At 55.1% G+C, this 22,334-nt stretch carries 21 protein-coding genes and 1 tRNA gene; 12 read left to right on the top strand and 10 right to left on the bottom strand.

The features are described 5' to 3' along the window. Positions 1-152: 152 nt before the first annotated feature. The 4 genes from XM1_RS02195 (at position 153) to XM1_RS22985 (ending at position 3,185) form a co-directional block, all read left to right on the top strand. The gene (locus XM1_RS02195) at positions 153-545 is read left to right on the top strand and encodes a hypothetical protein (protein ID WP_068429011.1); all 393 of its coding nucleotides are present in this window, start codon (positions 153-155) and stop codon (positions 543-545) included. 127 nt (positions 546-672) lie between these two features. Further along, positions 673-1,509 (top strand): DNA adenine methylase, encoded by an 837-nt coding sequence (locus tag XM1_RS02190; RefSeq protein WP_082700326.1) that lies wholly within the window; start codon positions 673-675, stop codon positions 1,507-1,509. Between the two features lie 226 nt (positions 1,510-1,735). Next, positions 1,736-2,317, top strand: coding sequence for a site-specific integrase (locus XM1_RS02185; protein WP_068429009.1), 582 nt, complete (start codon positions 1,736-1,738; stop codon positions 2,315-2,317). A gap of 415 nt (positions 2,318-2,732) precedes the next feature. Continuing rightward, positions 2,733-3,185, top strand: a complete 453-nt coding sequence (locus tag XM1_RS22985; RefSeq protein WP_082700325.1) for a bacteriohemerythrin — start codon at positions 2,733-2,735, stop codon at positions 3,183-3,185. 427 nt (positions 3,186-3,612) lie between these two features. On the opposite strand, the gene XM1_RS02180 is transcribed toward XM1_RS22985, so the two are convergent. Further along, positions 3,613-4,050, bottom strand: a complete 438-nt coding sequence (locus XM1_RS02180; RefSeq protein ID WP_231920664.1) for a hypothetical protein — start codon at positions 4,048-4,050, stop codon at positions 3,613-3,615. A 784-nt stretch (positions 4,051-4,834) separates the two neighbouring features. Here XM1_RS02180 and XM1_RS23800 point away from each other — a divergent pair. Continuing rightward, positions 4,835-5,374, top strand: coding sequence for a hypothetical protein (locus XM1_RS23800; RefSeq protein ID WP_156428612.1), 540 nt, complete (start codon positions 4,835-4,837; stop codon positions 5,372-5,374). A 47-nt stretch (positions 5,375-5,421) separates the two neighbouring features. Here XM1_RS23800 and XM1_RS23795 read toward each other — a convergent pair whose 3' ends face one another. Continuing rightward, the gene (locus XM1_RS23795) at positions 5,422-5,730 is read right to left on the bottom strand and encodes a DUF6626 family protein (RefSeq protein ID WP_156428611.1); all 309 of its coding nucleotides are present in this window, start codon (positions 5,728-5,730) and stop codon (positions 5,422-5,424) included. A gap of 135 nt (positions 5,731-5,865) precedes the next feature. Here XM1_RS23795 and XM1_RS22980 point away from each other — a divergent pair, with 135 nt between their 5' ends. The 3 genes from XM1_RS22980 to XM1_RS02165 all read left to right on the top strand — a co-directional run bounded on the left by XM1_RS22980 (position 5,866) and on the right by XM1_RS02165 (position 7,974). Then, positions 5,866-6,411, top strand: coding sequence for a tyrosine phosphatase family protein (locus XM1_RS22980; RefSeq protein ID WP_082700684.1), 546 nt, complete (start codon positions 5,866-5,868; stop codon positions 6,409-6,411). A 226-nt stretch (positions 6,412-6,637) separates the two neighbouring features. Further along, complete coding sequence (locus XM1_RS02170) at positions 6,638-7,240, top strand: hypothetical protein (RefSeq protein ID WP_068429000.1); 603 nt, start codon at positions 6,638-6,640, stop codon at positions 7,238-7,240. A gap of 44 nt (positions 7,241-7,284) precedes the next feature. Further along, the gene (locus XM1_RS02165; protein WP_068437415.1) at positions 7,285-7,974 is read left to right on the top strand and encodes a DUF2786 domain-containing protein; all 690 of its coding nucleotides are present in this window, start codon (positions 7,285-7,287) and stop codon (positions 7,972-7,974) included. Between the two features lie 46 nt (positions 7,975-8,020). Here XM1_RS02165 and XM1_RS22975 read toward each other — a convergent pair whose 3' ends face one another. The 4 genes from XM1_RS22975 to XM1_RS02150 all read right to left on the bottom strand — a co-directional run bounded on the left by XM1_RS22975 (position 8,021) and on the right by XM1_RS02150 (position 14,313). Next, the gene (locus XM1_RS22975; RefSeq protein ID WP_082700324.1) at positions 8,021-9,055 is read right to left on the bottom strand and encodes a RelA/SpoT domain-containing protein; all 1,035 of its coding nucleotides are present in this window, start codon (positions 9,053-9,055) and stop codon (positions 8,021-8,023) included. 148 nt (positions 9,056-9,203) lie between these two features. Beyond that, entirely contained in the window at positions 9,204-11,573 is a 2,370-nt protein-coding gene (locus tag XM1_RS02155) for an HsdR family type I site-specific deoxyribonuclease (RefSeq protein ID WP_082700323.1), read from the bottom strand. A gap of 27 nt (positions 11,574-11,600) precedes the next feature. Then, positions 11,601-12,833, bottom strand: coding sequence for a restriction endonuclease subunit S (locus XM1_RS22970; RefSeq protein ID WP_082700322.1), 1,233 nt, complete (start codon positions 12,831-12,833; stop codon positions 11,601-11,603). Then, on the bottom strand, positions 12,814-14,313 hold the full coding sequence (locus XM1_RS02150; protein WP_068428994.1) for a type I restriction-modification system subunit M: 1,500 nt from the start codon (positions 14,311-14,313) through the stop codon (positions 12,814-12,816). Before XM1_RS02150 ends, XM1_RS22970 begins: the two co-directional genes overlap by 20 nt. Before the next feature lie 468 nt (positions 14,314-14,781). Here XM1_RS02150 and XM1_RS02145 point away from each other — a divergent pair, with 468 nt between their 5' ends. After that, complete coding sequence (locus tag XM1_RS02145) at positions 14,782-15,099, top strand: hypothetical protein (protein ID WP_231920662.1); 318 nt, start codon at positions 14,782-14,784, stop codon at positions 15,097-15,099. 23 nt (positions 15,100-15,122) lie between these two features. On the opposite strand, the gene XM1_RS22965 is transcribed toward XM1_RS02145, so the two are convergent. From XM1_RS22965 to XM1_RS02135, 3 genes are all read right to left on the bottom strand, one after another. Beyond that, positions 15,123-16,451, bottom strand: a complete 1,329-nt coding sequence (locus XM1_RS22965; protein ID WP_082700321.1) for a tyrosine-type recombinase/integrase — start codon at positions 16,449-16,451, stop codon at positions 15,123-15,125. Positions 16,452-16,660: 209 nt separating this feature from the next. Then, positions 16,661-16,736, bottom strand: a tRNA-Thr gene (locus XM1_RS02140). 97 nt (positions 16,737-16,833) lie between these two features. Next, positions 16,834-17,253: a tellurite resistance TerB family protein gene (locus tag XM1_RS02135; RefSeq protein ID WP_068428991.1), complete on the bottom strand. Its 420-nt coding sequence runs from the start codon at positions 17,251-17,253 to the stop codon at positions 16,834-16,836. 107 nt (positions 17,254-17,360) lie between these two features. Here XM1_RS02135 and XM1_RS02130 point away from each other — a divergent pair, with 107 nt between their 5' ends. Genes XM1_RS02130 through XM1_RS02120 form a run of 3 tightly spaced genes read left to right on the top strand, consistent with a single transcriptional unit; the run spans position 17,361 to position 20,851 of the window. Beyond that, positions 17,361-17,732 carry a response regulator gene (locus XM1_RS02130; RefSeq protein ID WP_068428987.1) on the top strand — a complete coding sequence of 124 codons (372 nt, stop codon included), beginning with the start codon at positions 17,361-17,363 and terminating at the stop codon, positions 17,730-17,732. Continuing rightward, complete coding sequence (locus XM1_RS02125) at positions 17,729-18,349, top strand: chemotaxis protein CheC (protein WP_068428984.1); 621 nt, start codon at positions 17,729-17,731, stop codon at positions 18,347-18,349. The genes XM1_RS02130 and XM1_RS02125 overlap by 4 nt, the downstream gene beginning before the upstream one ends. Next, complete coding sequence (locus XM1_RS02120; protein ID WP_068428981.1) at positions 18,350-20,851, top strand: EAL domain-containing protein; 2,502 nt, start codon at positions 18,350-18,352, stop codon at positions 20,849-20,851. It begins immediately after the preceding gene. Positions 20,852-20,982: 131 nt separating this feature from the next. On the opposite strand, the gene XM1_RS02115 is transcribed toward XM1_RS02120, so the two are convergent. After that, the gene (locus tag XM1_RS02115; RefSeq protein ID WP_068428978.1) at positions 20,983-22,263 is read right to left on the bottom strand and encodes a DUF3422 family protein; all 1,281 of its coding nucleotides are present in this window, start codon (positions 22,261-22,263) and stop codon (positions 20,983-20,985) included. Between the last annotated feature and the right edge of the window lie 71 nt (positions 22,264-22,334).

The following is a 22,334-nucleotide window of genomic DNA, read 5'->3' as shown; positions in this document are numbered from 1 at the left end:
GATCAGATTTTACGCCACGCCGTTTCTTGCTAAACAAGATGTGTGGGCAAAAATCAGATACATAGTCGCCGCTTGTTTCGAATGCCTTGGCTGCGTTAAAGTGCGTCACGAGATTCGCGTCCATTAAGAACGCCGCATCTAGGAGTTAATTCATGTCGTTTCTGGACAAACTGAAAGCCGCACCGGCCCCGACCCGCGTCCCTACCGCTTCAAAAAGCACCCCCGTCACGCGGTTTGTCAAAAAGGTGCGTGAGCAGCAGGAGGCGGTCCAGGCTGCCATTGACGGTGGTGAGATCAATTCCCGCACCGCTTGGTTCGTGAGGTCCGGTGAAGGCTACAAGTTCAAGATTTTGCGGTCCCCCCTGATTATCAATGACACAGAATGGTTCGAAGCTGCGAACCTCGCCGATTTGAAGGCCATCTATCAGGGGCTGATCGACGCTGCTAATGGCGGCGACGAAAAGTTGGTCAAGTTGATCTACGAGCGTTCTGAGCTTGATAAAGTGGCCGCTGAAAAGAAGGGAATCGGTCGCAAAAAGAAGTAATTGGCCAATTCACAAATTAGCCCCGGCGGAGAAATTCGCCGGGGTTTTTTCATGCGTGGCATTCACGCGGTTTAAAAACAGAATCACGCCATCAAACTGATAAATACCAGTTTGATGGTGACATTTGATGGCAATTTTTCGATATCCAGGTGGCAAAGAGAGAGGCAAGCAGACAATTATTTCCTTCATCCCTGATGACGTGGATGAAGTTTGCTCTCCCTTCCTCGGGGGTGGTGCCGTCGAACTGGACTTGGGTCAACGCGGCATCCGAGTGCATGGATACGATCTGTTTGAACCACTGGTGAACTGCTGGCAGCAGATTGGGATTGATGCAGGTGCTGTCGCCGATGCTGCCCGCCAATATCATCCATTGGATCGGGATGGGTTCTATCGGTTCCAGCAGTCGTACTTCGACATCCCCGACCCTGTGACCCAGGCCGCCGCATTCTTCGCACTCAATCGATCATCGTTCAGCGGCCTAACCTTCAGCGGTGGATATTCCGGCACCGACAATCGGTTCACCCTGTCATCCATCGACAAACTGGCAAGAACCGCGATCCCCAACATCATCGTCGAGGAGGCCGACTTCGCAACCAGCCTATCGCGGCACCCCGGCACCTTCGTATACGCCGATCCGCCCTACCTTCTACCCCCTGCGAAGGCCACACTCTATGGATTCAAAGGTGATGCCCATAGGGATTTCGACCATCGTCGGCTGGCTGATGTCCTTCGGTCGCGACCAGGGTGCTGGCTGTTGTCATATAACGACGCCCCGGCAGTACGTCGTCTCTATGAAGGGTTCGCAATGGTCGCTGCTTCCTGGACCTATGGAACCGGCAAGGTCGGTGCCGAATTGCTGATCTTCTCGAACGAACTGGCCGATGCAGTTGGCATGACCCCATTGGGCCGCCGGTTCGGAAGTTCATGGCAACGTGACGATGACCAGATAATCCAGGTCGCATGAAGTCGCGTCGATGATGTGCATTCCAGCATCTGTGGTTTCGCCCCAGGGCAATAAAACGAGATCGGAAAAATCGACAGAATACGAACTCATCATGAAATAGGTATTTCATGATGAGTTGCTATTTACTGCATATTTTTCAATGGGGTGGCATTGGCCGATTTATTCGCGGATGCTATACTCGTTTTAAAGTTATCTACTGCTTTAATTTTATGATGAGTTGGCGATCATGGCAGGCAAGCAGGCGAAGGTTCTTACAGCGACCCAAATCTCGACCGTTTTGCTTCACCTCGGATCAACCCGTCATGGCGTCCGTGATCGGGTCATGTTCTTGTTGTCGGCCAAGGCCGGGATGAGGGCCAAGGAAATTGCGTGCGTTCGCTGGTCGATGCTGCTGACCGCTACCGGCGAAGTGGGCGACATGATCCACCTGGAGGATAAAGCCACCAAAAGGTCGTCTGGCCGTTCGATCCCAATAAACCGCGAATTAAGGTCGGCACTGGTCGAACTGCATGCCCGAGGAATTCGCAGTGCAGACCATCCCGTAATCTTTTCCGAACGCGGTGTGGGGATGACGGCGAACACCGTCGTCGCGTGGTTCGCTCGTCTCTATAGCCGACTTGGGTTCCAGGGTTGCTCATCGCATAGTGGACGAAGGACGTTCGTCACCAACGCTGCGAGGAAGGTCGGACAGGCCGGTGGCTCTCTCCGTGATGTCCAGCAGCTTGCCGGGCATCGCAGCCTGACTATGACCGCCCGATACATCGAATCCGATTCCGATTCACAGCGGCGTCTGGTCAACATGATCTGACAGCCTTTGTCGGCACCACGGAAGTGTGCAGGAAAGGTTGATCTCCAATCAGCCTGCTGAGCCACGAGACAGAACCCGATTTGGGCGTGTCCCCCTCCAAAAACCTGACGCAACAGAGTGATATTGCTTTGGTGCAGGAAAAATTTGGCGTGTTGGCGAGATAAACTCAATGCGACAAAATTTAGTTTTCCCAACGACTAATCCCATATGGGCCTACCAAGGCAGTGGATTGCGATGCGAAACTTTTCACGCATAGAGTGTCCTGTTTGCCTTAAACACTCCAAATATAAATATCACTGACCATCACCATCGCTCAAACTTTGCGACCCAGCTACGTTATTTTCAGCCCTACGAACAGTCAGTTTTTAATACAGAACCAAAACAGCCGCTTGGTACTGCCGATGGAGATTTGGCAATGAAATACGAATACTTCGTGTGGACAGACAGCTTGCTAATTGGGAACGAAACAATTGATAACGACCATAAGGTATTTTTCGACATAGCCAATCTCATTGTAGATTTGGCCAACTCCGGCGAAGCAGATGCACGATCCTTCAGAGACTCCGTAAAGCTTCTAAAAAATTACGCCAGAGCACACTTTGATCGTGAAGAGCTATTCATGAGGCGGATTGGATACGCTCAATGGATAGATAACCATATTGAAAGACATAAACAATTTGTTGCAATTATTAATGAACAAGCACTAAGCGTTTGCGTCGATGATCGGAAGGCTATTTATTTTCTTGCCAATACAATTAAAGATTGGATAAATTCGCACATCAAAGAAGAAGATCAAAAACTAAAAAAATACATTGATGAGATGGGGATTGATGACGGCACAATCGCTAATTATATGAAATTTGATTAGCCTAACTATTTAGCATTTACATAACTTGTTGAAAAATTAACAAGACAAGCATGCGTGAATGCACGGGTGAGCAGAGTGGGCTCAAGATTCCAGCCAATAAAATTATGCCACGTCATAGTCGAGCCACAAAGGCATGAGATAGATTGTGATGCTTAAAGCTTGATCATAAATTTAAGGCAAATTATATAAACACTAACTGCATTGACCAACTGCGTAAAATTTAGCGATTTTGATGCTGTCAAAAGAAAGCCTTGGCTCCTCTGGCACCCATCGTGTTCTGAGTGAATCCCAACGTGAGCAGAAAAATTGGGCAGGCCGATGAATCATTGCGGAGGGTTAAGCGATTTGCTGGTCATCGCATTTTGCCGATGACATCCCCCTAATTGATCACCAACCTGCCCCGGTAACGCAATCCGATGATGATCTGCTACTCGGACTTGCCGCGACGATGCTTCGCCTTGATGCGGGCAGCCTCCAGAGGTTCATCGAGTTCCCCGGCCTTCACGGCAGTAGCGATCTGCTCCAGCACTTTGATTGCATCCGCCGGGGTCTTGCCCGCAATCACGGTGTTGGCCATCCCCTGTCCCTGGAGTTCGACAGGCGTCCTGCCGTAACGAATTTCCAGCAGCAGGTTACCGTCTTTAGCCGACCGCCAGAACCAGGGCTGGGGCGGACGACTGATGCTCTGCCGCGTGTTGCCGTTTTCGGCACCCTTGGAATAGCGAACCCGTTCGACGGTGAAGCCGGGATTCTTCAGCAGTTCGACCTGATTCTGGATGCCATCCAGCACAACCTGCCGGGGGGTCTTTTTCCGGGCTTCGGAAACCAGAATCTTCTTTTCGTCGGAAAACTTAAGCTGCAACATAATAGCCTCCATACGTTAACCTTGAAAGCATGATAAGGCCGTAATTAATAAAGGCCAATATAGCGGCATTAATATATTTCATGATATGGCCGCACGGCCACATGATGCCAATTAATCAAATCACACATACAGACATACGGCGATGCGTTGCTGCATTGACGCATCAGTGCTGGACTTCGCTGGAGATTGTTAGGTCTGACAGGTGACCGCATTTAGCGTCACATTAAGATGATGACAAGCCACGTGCAGTAAATTGCCAGATTAATCTGACATCAATCATGATGGATATAAGCTGGATATTCAGGGGACTACTTGCTATCAGCAAATAACAAACAAATTGCCGATTCATGTTAGCCCATTCGAAAATGGCTTCGTCGAGGCCATGAAACGCCTTCGGCTACTCCATATGAACCGGCTTGAGCCGCCATAGGCGTAGTCGATCTGATCCCCTGCCGGGGGCAGGGTGGTGTTGTGACGGAACGAAGTGACGAGTTGTCGGTGTTGGACCTGAACCACATGAGTTGAAATCCATGATGACGCCGAAGGCGTCTTGGTTTTGGGACCAACGAAGGAAATGAGTTGTTCATTTTGTCATGACGCCGCAGGCGTCTTGGTCTTGGACAGACGAAAGGAGTGAGTTGTCGGTGTTGGATATGGCTAATCCGTGATTAGCTAAAGTGCGACTTAGTCTATATTGGATACCAACATAGACTAAGTCTAACTTTTTAGTCAACAATATAGACTAACTCAGGAGAGAACCAGAAACAAAGGACACATCATAACCATGTTTGAACTCGACTATTTTTGCGTATTTCGGGAAGAACCAAGAGATATCCCGAAAAAAGGACATAAATCACTGGCATTCAGTTCAAGATACCAGTTCAGCGGACTTATCGAAATTGATGGCGTTGAATACACCGTCAAATTCAGCAGCTACGATGACCTCCATAAACTGATAGACGGAACCTACAAATCAAAGGCATCATTTGTGGAAATATATAGAATATACACAAAAGCTATCAGCCTGAATGCCAGAACATATTTCAGCCCAGTTATCACCAAGCCCAAGGGTCGCTGTGGAAATTGGACCTTGCTTGGTCAAGACGATACTGCTTGCGTGCCCTATTTAGTTATGTCGATCCCAAGCCCAGGTCGGATCGAGGTGGATTTGATGGCGATGGACGTCAATGGAGAATTCACCCTCATCAAGACCCTCACCACCAAGCCGGGGGGAATCGTAATGCGAATGGGGTCGAAGATGCGTTGGGTCTGGCGTCGGGCCAAGGCGGTTCCAGAGACCAGTACTACGCCGGAAGCTGCGTGATCATGGTGTGGTGTGGCAGGGTGGGGTGCTTCCTGCCACATTACGCATCACCTCACCCGACGCCAGATTTCGGTCCATGCTTCATTCTCAAGAATCTTGAGTGCCTTGATACCTTCTTGAAATTCCATGATTTGGCTTTTATCTGAACAAAGAACTGATGCTTCATTTGTCGAATCAATCACCTCAGACACATTTGAAACCAACGCCAAAAGTGCTTCTGTCGAAATTCGTCTGCCTCTTGATTTTGAGCTACTAAGGTAGCTTTCGCTTCTGTTTAACCATTCACCAAATTCGCGGCCAGAAGTTACAATTCCCAACAAATGAATCTCTTTATATATCTCTTCTAATTTTCGCATGAACGACTCCTGCTGTTGCAGGTGTATTTATCCAAGCTGCGAACGCCTTCATATGGGAGCACTTATTTTGATCGCCCAAATTGGCCGACACATTCAAACCTGATATTGTTCACGGCCATGAACAGGGGGAGCATCATGACCAAGGGAAAATTGCCATTCATGATGTCGATCTGCGGACTGGACGAACTGGCTGACGAGTTGGAATCGCTTCGCCCGTCGCACGTCATCTCGATACTCGACCCTGGCGATGACCAAGACGATCCACTGGTTTTCCCTGGATCGATCAAGGTGCTGAGCCTCAGATTTTTCGACCTGCATGCCATGGGGGGAGCCGTCGGAAGGTCTCTTGATCGACAGGGACGGAACGAACACCCCAGCGTGGACCATGCCCAGGCCATCATCGATTTTGGTCGTGAGATACCCAGCGGTGGCCGGGTTTTGTGCCATTGTTGGGCTGGGATCAGCAGGTCAACGTCAGCGGCATATGTACTGGCTTGCATGCACGTACCTGCGGCAGAAGCCATGGAACTGATCATGGAGCTACGGCCCGGAGCGATGCCAAACAGGCTCATCGTAAAATTCGCAGACCGGATTCTTCGTGCTGAAGGCCGAATGGTTGCTGCGGTTGACGGTCACAAACGCGATGTTGGAACTCGGTCAATCAAGTCGAGAAGACGTTGAGCATCATGTAAAGCACCTCGGAGTAGGTCAAGGACGGCCATCACCTCAAATCTAACGAGATTTTCATCATAAACCGGCGGCAATCGTCCCGGAGCAACAGAAACAGCATTTTCTGGAGAAATCGTAAAGTCATTTAATCGCATAGCTTACCCCGCATATATTGATACTATGTATTTATGTGGTTATATTGTAACAAGCACAAACATCAGATTGCTTGGAGGGCATTATGCGTTCGCAAGTCATGCTGCTATCAGTCTGCTTGCTGTTAACTGCGACATTTGCCGCAAATGCACAGGAAGGCGTCTTCTATATGACGGACAAAGGTGTTGCCGGTGTGGTTAAGGCCGCTCCTCCGCCGATCTATCCACGCGATCCTGGCCTGCCGAATTATTACTCCCTCGGCTCGAAGCCATCGCCGCCACCTCTCACATATGACGAGATCAACATCCCAGGTTACTGGCAAATGGAGCAAGCGGCTGTCCTTGGACGAGACAGCAACGGCATGACCTTGCATGATCGTGGGGTGTACTGCTCAAACCTTGAGAGAAAGATCAGCCGGTATGCAGAGATTTCGATGGCATGGTTGAACGATCATGATCTGTGGTTCGCCCCATCGGTCGGCTTCATATCTCATGGTATCGTGATGTCTGAGTCGCGTGACATTTTGACCTACGCACAGGTTGCATTCCGCGACATGCGATATGTGAAAAACAATGGGTCGCTTATTCAGCATTGTGATGACATCGCAAATTTTGCGATCAGTCGGATGTCGAAATTGCTGGAAAAATATCCGGAAGACCCCGGCTGGTTGGAGCGGGTCCGAAACTGACGGACATTGTTTCCCTCTGCCCCATGCAGAACTACACTATGGCCATGACCACCGATCTCGACAATCTGAAGACCCGGCTCCAGGCACTTCGGGCCAAGACCATCGCGAATGGCTGCACCGAGGAAGAAGCCTTGGCGGCGGCGGCGAAAGTGGCCGAGCTATTGGATCGCCATGACCTGTCCATGACGGACCTGGAAATCCGTGAAGAGCAGTGTGAAAAGTCCACCATCGAAACCAACCGCAAGCAGCGACAGCCGATCTCCGCCTGCATCCCGGCCATCGCCGAATATTGCGATTGCAAGGTCTGGCGGGAGAAGGACGACAAGGGCATCCGGTACGTCTTCTTCGGACTTCGTCCCAGCATCGAGATGACCCATTACGTCTACGACGTGATCGCCACCGCCATGCAGACTGCCTGGGTCCAGTATGCGGTCAGTAAGCGGATCATTCGCTACGGCAAGGACGAAAAGGGATCGTTCTTGTTCGGTATGGCGGTGTCGATTGGTGAGAAGCTGGTCGCCATGAAGGCCGAACGCGACGAAGCCAATCGGGTCGGCAGTGGCCGTGATCTGGTGGTGGTCCGCCACGCCATCGTGGAATCTGAATTCGCCAAGCTGGACCTGAATCTGCGTCGTGGCCGGGCATCAGGGAAGAAGGTCGCGGCTGATGCATTTGAAGCCGGTCATGCCGCAGGCCAAAGCCTTGCCTTACATCCTGGCGTTGTCGGCAAATAGATTGCGAGAATTCGATAATTTCCTGCCTACGTCGCCTACACGTCCGTCAGCGAAGAAGAATTTTACAACCTTCATTCACGTACATTATGAAGTCATTTGTATCGGAAAAATAGTTTCTAAACGCAACTCTAATATCTTCAGAGGTGTCAGCCCTGACGAGAACTATATCCGTGAGAGTCCCTGCGTATTCTTTCTCTAGCTGCTCGTAGCGAGATATGGCCTTATTTACGCTTTCAAAAGTTTCCACAGAGAGACTTTCAGCATCATCAACAACGTCTCCTTTGAAAATTAGTATTGTGTTCATTTTAAATGATATTCTGTCCTTTGATTGCTTTAGATTTTCAAATGTCAGCATTAGGCCGATTCTCCGGTCAACCTGATTAAATTCCATCACCACGTCGCGATCGGACATATCAGGCAAACATGATTTCCGACCTTCTTGCGACCTTGCAATTATCTCACTTGCAAGCTGAAAGAATCTTTTGTGGTTGAAATCGGCATCGCTAAATTTAATTCTCGATGTAGAAATTAGGTCGGCCACCTCAACCGCAGTAGCCCAAGCATGCTGATATTTTGTTCTGTACTGTATCTCAATATGTAGCCCGTTCCACTTAACACCCTGAACGCTTCTTACATCGTATTCATATACATCATGTATTCCACGATACCCGCTATCCTTGGGATGAGCTATATAATTGTATCTATCATCATCTTTGCTGTTGCACTTGTGCCGGAATGAAGCTTTATGCATCTTCCGCCGAAACGCCATAAGCTGATTTTCATCATCAAAAATCAGCCTGCACCCCGCAATATCATGCATGGTTGGTAACTGCATGTGCGGCTCTCGTCTGAGCTTATCGAATATCGTATGTCGTCGTTTTAAACGTTGAGCAACAACTATATTTGTTCCACGCGTGCGTTTCCTCAAGTTAGCCTGGAATGTGTTGAGTACATAAGAGTGGCAAGCTCGCCAATTTTCGACAACAACTAGATCGTCAACATCCTCACTCCCATCTCTAATACTCTTTCCTGCGTTCCTCACGCGTGTTTTTGAATTTTGTGGCTCGATCCAATTGACCATCAAACACGCTCCAACCTTTAGCCAAGGATAGCTGATCTATCTTTCACCCTGCCAGCTTGCATTGTCCATCTGCTGGCATGAATCGCTTGATCAGGTCGTCACACCGAGTTCACCTGCCTCGACCATTATAGGCGTCTGGCTCCCCAGCTTACTGATCTCCAAAGCTCATGTAGCGTGTGTCGTCCTGGACGAAGCCGCCAGCCATCTTCATGAAGGCTTCTGCCGTCAGAAGGGCATCGAGTAGAGCACCATGATGCTCGAATCTATCGGATCGGTCGATCCACAGCCGGTCGCACAGAACGTCCAACGATCCCGGCACGCCAGGGAAAAATTGCCGTGATAGCTCTTGGGTGCAGACGAAATCATTGTCCGAGAAAATGACTTCATCGAAGCCGCACCGGCCTACCCTGGCGTACTCGAAATTCAGAAACTCGATCTCATTTTCGGCACTGTGGGCGAGCAGAACGTCCTGACCAATGAACGTCTCGAACTCGTCCAGCACATCGCGGAACTGGGGGGCGTCTTTCAGGTCGGCGGGGTTGATCCCATGAACCGCGATGGAGGCTTTGGCGATTGGGCCGCCCGGCTGAATGCGGCGGTGCCAGCTTTCACCGGTTTTCCACCCGTCTTCACCACGCAGCAATTCGATGCAGCCAATTTCGATCATGATGCCGGGCAACCGCAGCCCCTTGGGCATCTTCTTGATCTCGGCAGCGGTTGGCACCCGAAAGCCCGTGGTTTCCGCATCAATGGCAACCAGACGACCAACATCGGATAGATCATCAAGGGTGTCGTCTTCCTGGGATTTGGAATAGACGCAGGCCGACATGGCGGCGGCCTGATCGTGGGCATCGGATTCCGACAGCCCCTGGTTGATCAGATCATCGGCGATCACCGCGTCCATGGCCTGCTTGTAAAGGATCACCGCTTCGCGGTCGAACGCCACGATCTGGGCCTTGAATCCATCGGGCAAGGCATAGGCTTTGAAGTGGGTCCAGATGTCATAGGCGATCAATCCAATCCGGCGGGGGTGCTTGACCAGATCGGCCATGGTGACGCCGCGTTTCTTCAACTCGGCCAGTTTGTCGTCGGGCAGGTCGGCGAACCAGTTGTCGAACAGGATATCGATCTTGGCATCGTCGATGTGCCAATCGGTCTTCCGCCCGGTGTAGTGAATTGGGACCGTCGCCCCATCGGCCACGGCGTCGTCGATGCCGTATTTGTCGAGGTAACCTTCACCCTCGATCCCAAAATTGGCGTAGGTGTCCTTGTCGTTCTTTTTTACCGGTGTGCCGGTGAACCCGAAGAAGCGGGCATCGGGCAGGGTGGCACGCAGGTACGCCCCCAAATCTTTTTCCTGGGTGCGATGGCATTCGTCCACCATCACGATCCAAGACCCTGAATCCGGAATGGCCTGCTGTGATCCGGCGAACTTGAAAATGGTGGACAGCACCGTCAGTCCGTTCAGCCCCTTGCCAATGACTGACCGAAGATCACCCATGGATTCGATCCGCACCGGATTGGGCAGGCCGCAAGCCTGGAAGGTGCGGCTGATCTGATCATCCAGATCGATGCGGTCGGTCAGCACCATGATATTGGGATTGGTAAGTGCCGGATCGTTGACCGTCAGATGGGTTTTCAGCTTCAACGCGGCGAACACCATGGTCAGCGATTTACCCGACCCTTGGGTGTGCCAGATCAGGCCACGGCGGTGCTTTCCATCGACGATGCGATTGACGATCTTGTTGACCGCCCGGAACTGCTGATAGCGGCAGACCTTCTTGACCTTGCCGGATCGGGTCGCCTCGAACACCACGAAGTGGGCGATCAGATCGAGCAGACGCCCCGGCTCCAGCAGGCTCCACATTCCCTTGGAAAGTTCATCGGTGAACTCATCGGCCTTTCGCGGCCAAGGGTCGCCCCAAGAGCCATAGAACTTCGAGGGGCTGCCGGTGGCCCCATACAGGCAGTTGGTGCCGTCGCTGACGATGTTGAACACATTGGAGAAAAACAGCCGGGGAATGTCCCGTTCGTATTGCCTGATTTGGTCGAACGCCTCGCCGGTCTTGTCCTTGTTGTTCAAGGGAGACTTAAGCTCGATCACCACCAGCGGGATACCGTTAACGTGGACCACCACGTCGGGGATGCGGGATTTCTCGGCCTTGACGTAAAGCTGGTTGGTGACGGTGAAGACGTTATTGGCGGGGTTCTGGAAGTCGATGACCCGAAGGGTCTGCTTGGTCGTCTTGCCCTGGACCGTGCGGCTGTAATTGCCGCGAAGGATGCCCAGCCAGTCCTCGTTGTCGTCCTTCGCCAGCAGTTCCACATAGACCGCCCGAGCATCGGCCTCGTTCAGACCATTGATGCGGCGGATGGCATCGACCAGAAGGGGGCGGAACAAGACGTGGTTTTCGCCGTCACGCAGCGATGGGTGATCGGCGGGTGAAATGAAGCGATAGCCCATCCCCTGAAGGCACTCGATTGTTGGCCTTTCCGCCAGTGTCCATTCCGATCCCATCACCCCCCCCGGTTCGCTCGTTGCTCTTCATGTCGCCACTCGAACGTGACCAGTAAGGAGGTCAAACATAAGGGCTGACTTAACGTTTCTAAGATGATTTAAGTGGAGAAGATTTTCATTATCCGCTTCATTGATTGACCGAAACGCGGATGCAATTTTTTCTTGCTCAACGAAGTCTGGAAGCCCGATTTTTTGCCCTGTAATTTCTGATTTGTGAACATGTAGGAGGCTGTCTTTGAACCCATGAGCCTTTGATTCAATCATTGAAGTTACAAACTTTAACGCAAGAAACAGCCACTCTTTCTCGACATTGCAAGCAGGGTGAACCTTGAAAATATGTTGGTTCAGAACCCCCCGAGGACCATTCCAGAGGCATGGTCCGAACGATACGCCCCGAACCCCAGCCCAGGAGAAAAGCAAGTCCCCAGGCTCAATAATCCATTTATTCTGTGGCGTTCCAGCAAAATAGTTAAAGTTTTTTGAGCCATTTAAGTTCTGTATTCTGATAATTGGCAAGCCATGATCTGACCAGTCCGGCGGACGGAATCCATTGCCGTTGGTTAGGCTGCAAAGATCTCCAATTGAAACAACTCTCCATCTATCCGGGATTTCTCCAATCTCCGTGTGCTTGAACCGGCTGTGACCGATGCCTTTGGTCAGCAGGTGCTTCAAAACCCCCTGCTTGACGGTGCGGGTCTGATCGATGACCGCCTGCGTGGCAGCAATGGCTTCATCCACGCTGGACAGAATTTCAGCAATGCGGCGTTGTTCGCGGAGCGGTGGAAGGAGAATTTGTAACTGTTTATATGCGGCGTAGTCTAAATTACGGATTCCTGTTGTGGCCTTCTGAAGTGCTTCTGTCCCACCATTTATGTAGATGAAATCTAAAGTGAGCAGCAGGAAATCCCCGCAGACCACATCATCATTTGCCCTAAGAATCTGCATGAAGTTTGACGCAGAATAAATGCCATTGGCGTCAAATTTCCGAACTCGACCAACTGGTTGGGTTGGGCTCCCGCCTGACCTCTCAAGCAAGATGTCTCCCGGGACAAGCCGCTTCTGATCTATCTTTCTAGGAGGAAAGAGTCTTGATGCTGCAGTATCATAATTTAGTCCAGATTTCACAAAGTTAGTTGAACGTAATACGTTGACATTTCCTTCATCGCCTTCGGGCGTTTCGCCCCAAAATCCAGGGGTGTCGATGGAAAGCAGCCCCCCAATCGTATTCGTTTGCCACCCTTCAGGCACCTTCTGGGACATAGCCAAGCTCCTTCAGAAACCCCATCATCTTGGCTTCGGATTCTTCACGCTGCTTTCGAAGTTCGATCAGCTTTTCCACCTCCTCCGCCACATCCAATTCCACTTCGTCCTCGTTCAGATGGACATAACGGGTGATGTTCAAGTTGTGGTCGTTAGCGGCGATTTCTGTCATCGGCACCACCCGAGATAGGCGGTCGATGTCGGCATAGTCATGGAACGCCTTGGCAAGGGCGGCGACATTGGCATCAGACAGGTGGTTCTGGGCCTTGCCCTCGACAAACTGCTCTGCACCGTTGATGAACAGCACCTTACCCTTGTGGGCGGCGGGCTTGGATTTCCGCAGGATCAGAATGCAGGCAGGAATACCCGCACCATAGAATAGGTTGGGGGCCAACCCGATCACCGCCTCGATCAGATCATCCTTCAACATGCCTTCGCGGATTTTGCCCTCGGTACCACTGCGAAAAAGGACACCATGGGGCAGGACGACCCCCAGCACACCGTCGCCCTTCAAGCTGGCAATCATGTGTTGGACAAAGGCCAGATCACCGTAGGACTTGGGCGGGCAGCCGTATTTATCCCGACCGAACTTGTCGCCGCTGCTCCATTCCTCATGGCCCCAATTTTTCAGTGAAAACGGCGGGTTCGCCAGCACCCGGTCAAAGGTGCGGATGGCCTTCACGCCATCACCAACCAGATGCTTGGGATCAATCAGGGTGTCGCCACGTTCGATGAAGGCGTCGTCGATGTCGTGCAGGAACAGATTCATCTGGGCAATGGCCCAGGTGTTGAGGTTCCTTTCCTGCCCATACAGCGACAGGGTCTTGGGGTTCTTGCCCTGGCGTTCCAGGTAATGGATCGCTTCCAGCAGCATGCCGCCGCTGCCGCATGTGGGATCGTAGATGCTCATGCCCTCGTCGGGTCGCAGGCATTCCACGATCAACCGCACCACCATCTTTGGGGTATAAAATTCTCCGCCTTTCTTGCCTGCATCATCAGCAAACTGGCTGATCAGGTATTCATAGGCGTTGCCCAACATGTCGGGTTCCACATCCGACCGGCGGAGGCGATATGCCTCGAAATGCTGGAGCAGCTTCTCCAGCATGGCGTCGGGGAACCGTTCCTTGTTGTTGAAGTCCACGTCCTGGAACACACCGCGAAGGCGGGTGTTGGAATCTTCGATGGCGTGGAAGGCGGTATTCAGGTGTTCGCCGATGTTGGTGGCGTGCTTTCGCACATCCTTCCAGAAATGACCTTCGGGGATATGGAACCGATGTTCGTCGCGGTGGGCGGCGAGCTTGGTGTCCTTATAGGTCGCCATCCGCTCGTCGAACTCCTCCTCCCACACATCGCACAGCCGTTTGTAGAACAGCAGCCCAAAGATGTAGTGCTTGTAATCCGCCGCATCGATGGACCCACGCAGGATATCTGCGGCCCCCCACAGGTGGCTCTCAAGCTGCTGAAGCGTCAGAACTGACATGTCTTCCCCTGAACAATGGACGCAACAGCCTATCCATCAACGAGCGAATGGGCAACCTGGAGTCAGGCAGGAATCACAGAGATTTCAGGATGGGTGACCGAAGCTGTCACTGAAGCATGGCAGGCGATCAGATCGAACGCTACCGGAAGCCCATGAAGTCCGTTTTGCGGACAATTGGTTCTCACATCAAGTGACGACGAACGGGCTGATGATGCAGGCACCGAAATCTATTGTTTATGCACCATTTCCGATGGCCAGAACGCAGGACTGCACTCGCAGCATAAATAGATATGAAAGCGAGGTGCATTATGGCAGAACAATTGAATAACGTAATTTTGTTTCCAGAAACTCAGGAAAACGACCCAGACCACTATGCAAAGCCGTGTCAAAATTGTGGAGGAATATTTTACTTCATATCGCTAACAGACAAGATTATATGCGAAAACTGCTTTGTGCCTGCTGAGTTTCATGATGATGAGGTCTGAAGCCGAGAAAACTCTGGTTGCCGCCATCGAGCGTCGATTAGAGGAACTGTCTTCCCGATACCCATCATCGATCATGCTGGCGGTCGATGACGAGGGCCGTTCCTACCTGGAATCAGCCCTGATTGGGCGGCATGGGGATGTGCTGTTCACCGATAACGGCGGCGGCGATCTGACCGAGATTCATTGGCAAACGGTCCTGCACCATATCGGCTACGTAGCCGTCATCGTATGGTTGAGCGATCCCCGTGACTTGGCATTGGTCAGGAAGGCATGTCGTGATGTGGAGGGCAATTGCCAATAGGAATATACGGGAGAAAATGCCGATCAAAGTTCAAATGGAGGCAGGCCAAATAGGTCGTTTATGTTGTCCATCAACTTATCTGAAGCTGAATTTCGATGCACACGCTTCAATTCGTCTTTGCGATGGAGCGGTTCCAGATGGCCATAATATTTTTCTATCATCTGCACGCTGGTTCCCATGTTCTGGGCAAGCAAATAGACGTCATTAACGCCGCCATAAACAATTCTAAAATGGGCATATGTGTGCCTGAGTGAATAAATTGTTATTTTTCCATTTTGGTGTTCGTCATGTGTTATTCCGCAATATGCGAGTAGCTCATTGAAGCTTCTTTTGAAATCGTGAATCGGCTCATCCTTTTGATAATCCCTCCACAGATAATCCGTTGGCCTTGGAAATGGATTTTCTTCTTCATCACTAACATCTCTCCCATATAGTGCTTGATGGACATCGTGAAGAAAGGAAATAATCCCGCTGAAACCGGCTACGCCGACAACCTTTCTTACTTTTGTTTTGCTTTCTTGAAGGACAACGTATCCGTCCTTTATGTCCATAAACCGTAATCGCCGTGCCTCGCCAGGGCGAAGACCGGTCATCACCAAGAACTGTATATAGACGGCTAAAAGTTGGCGGTAGTATAGGGTCTGGCCATTTGGGACAAGCATGCTTCGCTCCCATGATGCTGCGACCAGTTTTTGGTACTGCTCGCGGGATAAAGCACCACGGGATTTCCCATCAGGGCGGACTGATTTGAACTGAAGAATTTCGTGGTTGTTGGCGTAACCCATTGAGAGGGCTGACTGAAGCACACCACGAAGGACTACATCCTCACGTGCCAATGTGGCTGCACTGGGAATGCACCGCTTAACGGGCCTTTTAAATGTCCGATCACCACGCTGATAAACGATGTGGGTAATATCTTTGCCAGGGCCATCAGTCCAATATGAAATCCTCCATTTTCGATATTCCGCTATATCTTTGAGTTTAATAAGGGAGACTGATTTCTGTCCAAAGAACGGGACTAAATAACGGTCGAGGATAGCCCGAAAATCGCTTTTATTTTTGTCGCATATCGATTTACCAAGAACCTCCGCATACCAGTGATCTGAGACCTGCTTGAAGTTCTTTTGATCGAGTGGGATTCCGAACTCCTCCGCAAATCGGAGGCGATCAAAATGGCGTTCTGCCACACGACCAGCTTCAACCGGGTCAGGGGTTTTGGTTGAGAATCTGTCTACCTTCCGATCCGGGCGGGTGACAGATGCGTGCCAAATTTCAGATTTGCTATCGCCACGCCTATAAAGACGTATAGCCCCGCCCTTGATCGAAAAACCGTCACGCTCAAACTTGCCCATGATGCCGTTCCAAGTGCGGATTTAGACGGTCCATCGTGTGAGTCTGTGAGTGAGATGTGAGTCACGCCACGCCGTCTACAGACGATATTCATGGATTGTACTCAGATTCGCCCCCTTTGGGAAGGCGTGTGAGTGGCTGTGAGTCGTCCAAAACGCAGCCGCCCAGCCATTGCTGGTTGGCTTAGTACGTTGATTTTACTGGAGAAAAATGGTGCCGGCGAGAGGAGTCGAACCCCCGACCTTCGCATTACGAATGCGCTGCTCTACCAACTGAGCTACGCCGGCACTTGGCGTTCGGCCGGCCCCAACGGGCGGCCGCGGGGCGGAAAGTAGCGCCGCGTCCGGGGATTTGCAAGACCCTGTCGCCGGTCTCGCTTTTCGGTCAGGCGTGGACCGGCAGGACGGCGAAGCGGGCCATGGCGCCGCGCTCGATGGCGGCGGCCGCCAAGCGGTCGATGTCCAGGCGGTGGCGGAACAGTTCCAAAAGGCGCATGACCTCCTTATGGGGGTCGCCATCGGCGGCGGCCACGTCGCAGGCCAGGGCGTAGGCGGTCTCGCGCAGCTTGATGGGAAGCGACGCCTTGATCACGTCCAGGATGCGGTTCAGCCCGTCGTCGGAATCGAGGATTTCGGCGCAGGCGGCGGTGGTCCGCGTCAGCAGGTCGGGGTCGTAGTCGCGGAAGATGGGCAGGAAATTGACGATCTCGCCAATCATGCGCAATTCGGGGTCGGTCATGTCGCCGTCGGCGGCCGAGACCATGACCATGACGTAGATAAGGGCCGCGTGGTGGCTGATCATCATTTCATTCTCCCGCGCCAAGCCTTGACCAGGACTTTACCCTTGCGGCGCGGCAAGGCGTCAAGCATAGATTTGTAAGACCCCCTCGCGTCTCTTGCCGGAGTACAGTCATGACGAGCCGCAGCGTGCTACTGGTTGACGACAGCCGGGTCGCCCGCATGATGACCCGTTCGGTGGTCGAGAAATTCTGTCCCGGCTGGACCATCCAGGAAGCCGCCACCGGCGAGGAGGCGCTGGACATGGCCGCCGCCGCCGCCCCCGATTTCGTCCTGATGGACGTCAACATGCCCGGCATGGGCGGGCTGGAGACCGCCCGGCTGTTCCGCGAGCGTTTTCCCGCGGCGGCCTTGTCGCTGCTGACCGCCAACATCCAGGATTCCGTCCGCGAGGACGCGGCGCGCCTGGGCATCGGCTATATCGCCAAGCCGCTCAGGGACGAGCTTCTGGTGCGCTTCCTGACCGGCGGAGGCAGGGCGCCATGACGGAGATCATCGGCGCGCTGGAACGCGACGCCGTCGAGGAAATCCTGAATGTCGCCATCGGCCAGGCGGCGGCCTCGCTGTCGCGCATGGTGCGCGACCAGATTTCGCTGTCCGTGCCGTTCGTGGAGTTCCTGTCGCCGGCGACGGCGGGGGAGCGGCTGGACGGGACGACCGGCGGCGCCGATTCCGTCGCGGTGCGCCAGCATTTTTCCAGCAGCTTCTCCGGCGACATCCTGCTGATCTTCCCCGAACGCCGCAGCCTGGATCTGGTGCGGTCCATGCTGGGCGACACGGTCTCCATGGATTCGCTCACCGAGCTGGAGCAGGAGGCGCTGCTGGAGGTGGGCAACGTCATCCTCAATGCCTGCCTGGGCAGCCTGGCCAACCAGCTGGGGCTCGCCATCGAAAGCTCGCTGCCCATCTATCTGCGCGGTCGGGGGGCCCAGATCCTGGCCACCAAGCATCCCGACACCGAACTGGTGATGTTCCTGCAGGTCGACTTCTCGCTGGCCGCCAAGGGGGTTAAGGGTTACCTCGCCTTCGTCATGGACATCGTCTCGGCGCGGCAATTCTCCGATGCGGTCTCGGCCTATGTCTCCAGGGTCATCGGGGGCTAGATGGGCAAGGAGCTCTCCGACGCCTTCCTGAAATCCCTGACCGACGCCACCGAGATGGGCTTCGTCCTGCTGGACGGGGACGGCCGGACGGTCCTGTGGAACGCCTGGGTCGTGGAGGCGTCGGGCATCGCGGCGGCCGAGGCGCTGGGCCGGACCATTGCCGAGATCTTTCCCGCCCTGGCCGATAGCCGCATCGCCGAGGCCATCGACCAGGCGCTGAACGGCGGCCTCTCGGCCATGCTGTCGTCGTCCCTGAACCGCGCCCTGTTCCCCCTGGAGCGCAAGGGCAGCCGCCCCGGCCGGCGTGAGGCCATGCACCAGATCGTGGTGATCAAGCCCCTGGATTACGGCGGGCGGCGCACCGGCCTGATCCAGATCTTCGACGTCACGTCCATGGCATCGCGCGAGGCGCTGCTGCGCCAGCAGGCCCGCACCATGGAAGCGCTGGCCGAGAATTACCGCCTGTCCGAGCTGCACAACCGGGCCATCGTCGACAACACCGCCGACGCCATCGTCACCTTCGGCGACGACGGGGCCATCGGCACCTACAACCCTTCGGCCGAGCGCATCTTCGGCTACGCGCCGCCCGAGATCGTGGGCAAGCCGGTGACCCTGCTGATCCCCGAGCTGACCGAGCCCGATTCCTATCTCGACCACCGCACCGAGGTGACGGGGGTGCGCAAGATCCGCGCCCGCTTCCCGCTGGAACTGTCGCTGGCGGCCATGGAGTTGGGCGGCCAGCGCCTGTTCGTCGCCATCGGCCACGACATCACGCTGCGCAAGGCCAACGAGGCGGAGCTGCGCAATCAGAAGGAATGGCTGACCACCCTGATCAACGCCATGCCCGACCTGATCTGTTTCAAGGACGGCAAGGGGCGCTGGCTGGTGGCCAACCAGTTCTACCTGGATCTGGTGGGGCTGTCGGGGGTGGATTACGTCGGGCGCACCGGCCAGGAGCTGGCGCGGCTGTCGCACAATTTCCAGGAATTCCTCACCACCGCCAAGGAGACCGACGAGCGCGCCTGGAAGGACGGCAAGCCGCTCAGCTACGAGAAGGCCATGGAGACCCCGTCTCGGGGCACCAAGGTCTTCGACATGCTGAAGATTCCTCTGTTCAACGCCGATGGCGGCCGCCGGGGTCTGGTGCTGGTCGGCCGCGACGTCACCGAGCGCAAGCTGGCCGCCGCCCGCATCCAGCATCTGGCCCACCACGATTCGCTGACCGACCTGCCCAACCGGGTGCTGTTCCAGGAGCGCCTGCGCCAGAACCTGGCCCAGGCCAAGCGCTCGGGCTGGAAGCTGGCGCTGATGTTCCTCGACCTCGACAAGTTCAAGGACATCAACGACACGCTGGGCCACCATGTGGGCGACATGCTGTTGCGCGCCGTGGCCAAGCGCCTGACCCGCTGCGTGCGCGAGACCGACACGGTGGCGCGCCTGGGCGGCGACGAATTCGCGGTGATCCTGACCAATCTCGACGATCTGGAAGGGGCGTCGCGGGTGGCGGAAAGCATCATCGCCGGCATCGCCGACCCCTTCGGCCTGGACGAGCACGAGGTGCGCACCAGCACCTCCATCGGCATCACCTTGTTCCCCGACGACGCTTCCGACGCCGACCAGCTGCTGAAGAACGCCGACCTCGCCATGTTCCGCTCCAAGGCCGAGGGCCGGAACAACTACCATTTCTACGTGGCGCAGATGGACGCCGAGGTCCGCGCCCGCAAGATCATCGAGCACGATTTGCGCCAGGCGCTGGGTACCGACCAGCTGGAGCTGCACTACCAGCCGCTGATCGAGATGACCACCCGGCGCATCGTCGGCTGCGAGGCGCTGTTGCGCTGGAACCACCCGACACGGGGCTGGGTGCCTCCGGGCGAGTTCATCCCCATCATCGAGCGCTCGGACCTGATCGGCCCCTTGGGCCGTTGGATCTTGCACCGCGCCTGTCTTCAGGGCCGCGAGTGGCTCAAAGACGGGCTGGAGCCCATGAAGATCGCCGTCAACCTGTCGCCGGCCCAGTTCAAGCAGACCCAGAGCATCATGAGCATGGTGGCCGACATCCTGGCCCAGACCGGCCTGCCGGCCGACCAGCTGCAGCTGGAGATCACCGAGGGCATCGCCATGCAGAACGTGGACGCCACCATCGAGGTGCTGCAGTCCCTGCGCGCCATGGGGGTGGTGATCTCCATCGACGATTTCGGCACCGGCTATTCCTCGCTCAACTACCTGAAGCGCTTCCCGGTGGACAAGCTGAAGATCGACCGCTCCTTCGTGGTGGATATAGGCCTGCACCCCGATAACGCCGCCGTGGTCGAAGCCATCGTCAACCTGGGCCACTCGCTGGGAACCCGGGTCAACGTGGAAGGCATCGAGACCCAGGAGCAGCTGGACTTCCTCGAGGCCCACAACGTCGACGAGGCCCAGGGCTTCTACTTCAGCAAGGCGGTTCCCGGCGACCAGTTCGCCGAACTGGTCCGCACCAAGAGCCCCTGGCCGCGGTAAACGACCACATTCCATCCGTCCGTCATGGCCGGGCTTGACCCGGCCATCCATGGACCCTCGGGTCAAGCCCGAGGGTGACGAAGATGAAATGCTGATTCCACCAAACTCAGGCGGGCATCAAACCAGCGGCTCTACTCCGCCTTGTGGTTCAGCGCCTTCCGCAATCGCCGCACCCCCAGCCATACCGCGCCGGCCACCACCGGCAGGCCGATCAGCCCGGCCAGGTCGTAATCCACCGGCAGGCCCACCGATTTCAGCCCCTTGGCGAGATAGCCGATCAGGCCCAGCAGGTAGTAGCTGATGGCCACCACCGACAGGCCCTCCACCGTCTCCTGCAGGCGCAGCTGCAACTCGGCGCGGCGGTTCATGGAGGCCAGCACGTCGCGGTTCTTCTCCTCCAGGGCGATGTCGACCCTTGTGCGCAGCAGGTCGCCGGCCCGCGACACGCGGGTGGCCAGCAATTGCTGGCGATCCGACACCGATTCGCAGGTCTTCATGGCGGGGCCCAATCGCCGGTCGATGAACTCGGCGAAGGTCTGCAGGCCGGGGATGCGGTCTTCGCGCAATTCCTCGATGCGGCGGCAGACGATGGCGTAATAGGCCTTGGCCGCCGACAGGCGGAAGCTGGTGGCGGCGTCCAGACGCTCGGCCTCGGCGGCCAGGCGGGTCAGGTGCTCCAGCAGCTCGCGGTCGTTCTGCTCGACCTTGGGATCGGCCAACTGGCTGACGATGCCGGCCAGCTCACGATCGATGCGGGCGATCTCGGGCGCCGACTGGCGGGCCAGGGGAAAGGCCAGCAGCGCCATCATGCGATAGGTCTCGATCTCCAAGAGGCGCTGGACCAGCCGTCCGGTCTGGCCCCGGCTGAGGCCGCAATCCTTGAGCACCACGCGGGAAAAGCCGTCGGCGTGCAGGCGGAAATCGGTCCAGGCCTCGCCGGCGCCCCACAGCACCTTGGACCCCACCAGGGAATTGCCGTCGAACAGCGGGCCCAGGTCGGCGGGCAGCTCCCTGGCCACCAGCACGTGAACGGCGGTCATGGCCTCGCCCGGCATGGCTTCCAGCCAGTCGGCGGGAATGAGGTCCAGCGCGGTGGCGGCGAAACCGTCGTCGAACGGGTCGAAGCGCATCACCGTGTAGGTGGAGAACTCGGAATGCCGCTCCCAGCGTAGGCGGAAGCCGCCCAGGTCGCGGATGAAGTACCCCGCGCCGTCGCCCGGCGGCTCGGCGCCGTGGCTGGCCAGCAGGCGGGCCAGATGCTCGCGCTCGGCCGTCGGGTCGGCATGGACCATGGCCAGCTGCGAGGCCCGCACCGGGGCGGACAGCATCTCGTAGGGCCGGGCATGGACCTCGCCGGCCAGGCCGCGACGCTGGGCGTGTTCGTTGAGCCGGATTGGCAAGCCTTCGGCCATTGCCCATATGTCTCCGATAAGAGATGCTTGGGTTTCAAGGTTTACACCAACCCGTCCCCTTCCGTCAGGAG

Source organism: Magnetospirillum sp. XM-1 (genome assembly GCF_001511835.1).
Classification (GTDB): Bacteria; Pseudomonadota; Alphaproteobacteria; order Rhodospirillales; family Magnetospirillaceae; genus Phaeospirillum.
Note: the sequence above shows the minus strand (reverse complement) of the source record. Positions and strands in the feature narration are given on the sequence as shown.

Coding starts and splice junctions, on each gene's coding strand:
- XM1_RS02195 (WP_068429011.1), top strand. CDS start 153: ATGTCGTTTCTGGACAAACTGAAAGCCGCACCGGCCCCGACCCGCGTC.
- XM1_RS02190 (WP_082700326.1), top strand. CDS start 673: ATGGCAATTTTTCGATATCCAGGTGGCAAAGAGAGAGGCAAGCAGACA.
- XM1_RS02185 (WP_068429009.1), top strand. CDS start 1,736: ATGGCAGGCAAGCAGGCGAAGGTTCTTACAGCGACCCAAATCTCGACC.
- XM1_RS22985 (WP_082700325.1), top strand. CDS start 2,733: ATGAAATACGAATACTTCGTGTGGACAGACAGCTTGCTAATTGGGAAC.
- XM1_RS02180 (WP_231920664.1), bottom strand. CDS start 4,050: ATGTTGCAGCTTAAGTTTTCCGACGAAAAGAAGATTCTGGTTTCCGAA.
- XM1_RS23800 (WP_156428612.1), top strand. CDS start 4,835: ATGTTTGAACTCGACTATTTTTGCGTATTTCGGGAAGAACCAAGAGAT.
- XM1_RS23795 (WP_156428611.1), bottom strand. CDS start 5,730: ATGCGAAAATTAGAAGAGATATATAAAGAGATTCATTTGTTGGGAATT.
- XM1_RS22980 (WP_082700684.1), top strand. CDS start 5,866: ATGACCAAGGGAAAATTGCCATTCATGATGTCGATCTGCGGACTGGAC.
- XM1_RS02170 (WP_068429000.1), top strand. CDS start 6,638: ATGCGTTCGCAAGTCATGCTGCTATCAGTCTGCTTGCTGTTAACTGCG.
- XM1_RS02165 (WP_068437415.1), top strand. CDS start 7,285: ATGACCACCGATCTCGACAATCTGAAGACCCGGCTCCAGGCACTTCGG.
- XM1_RS22975 (WP_082700324.1), bottom strand. CDS start 9,055: ATGGTCAATTGGATCGAGCCACAAAATTCAAAAACACGCGTGAGGAAC.
- XM1_RS02155 (WP_082700323.1), bottom strand. CDS start 11,573: ATGGGATCGGAATGGACACTGGCGGAAAGGCCAACAATCGAGTGCCTT.
- XM1_RS22970 (WP_082700322.1), bottom strand. CDS start 12,833: ATGTCCCAGAAGGTGCCTGAAGGGTGGCAAACGAATACGATTGGGGGG.
- XM1_RS02150 (WP_068428994.1), bottom strand. CDS start 14,313: ATGTCAGTTCTGACGCTTCAGCAGCTTGAGAGCCACCTGTGGGGGGCC.
- XM1_RS02145 (WP_231920662.1), top strand. CDS start 14,782: ATGATGATGAGGTCTGAAGCCGAGAAAACTCTGGTTGCCGCCATCGAG.
- XM1_RS22965 (WP_082700321.1), bottom strand. CDS start 16,451: ATGGGCAAGTTTGAGCGTGACGGTTTTTCGATCAAGGGCGGGGCTATA.
- XM1_RS02135 (WP_068428991.1), bottom strand. CDS start 17,253: ATGATGATCAGCCACCACGCGGCCCTTATCTACGTCATGGTCATGGTC.
- XM1_RS02130 (WP_068428987.1), top strand. CDS start 17,361: ATGACGAGCCGCAGCGTGCTACTGGTTGACGACAGCCGGGTCGCCCGC.
- XM1_RS02125 (WP_068428984.1), top strand. CDS start 17,729: ATGACGGAGATCATCGGCGCGCTGGAACGCGACGCCGTCGAGGAAATC.
- XM1_RS02120 (WP_068428981.1), top strand. CDS start 18,350: ATGGGCAAGGAGCTCTCCGACGCCTTCCTGAAATCCCTGACCGACGCC.
- XM1_RS02115 (WP_068428978.1), bottom strand. CDS start 22,263: ATGGCCGAAGGCTTGCCAATCCGGCTCAACGAACACGCCCAGCGTCGC.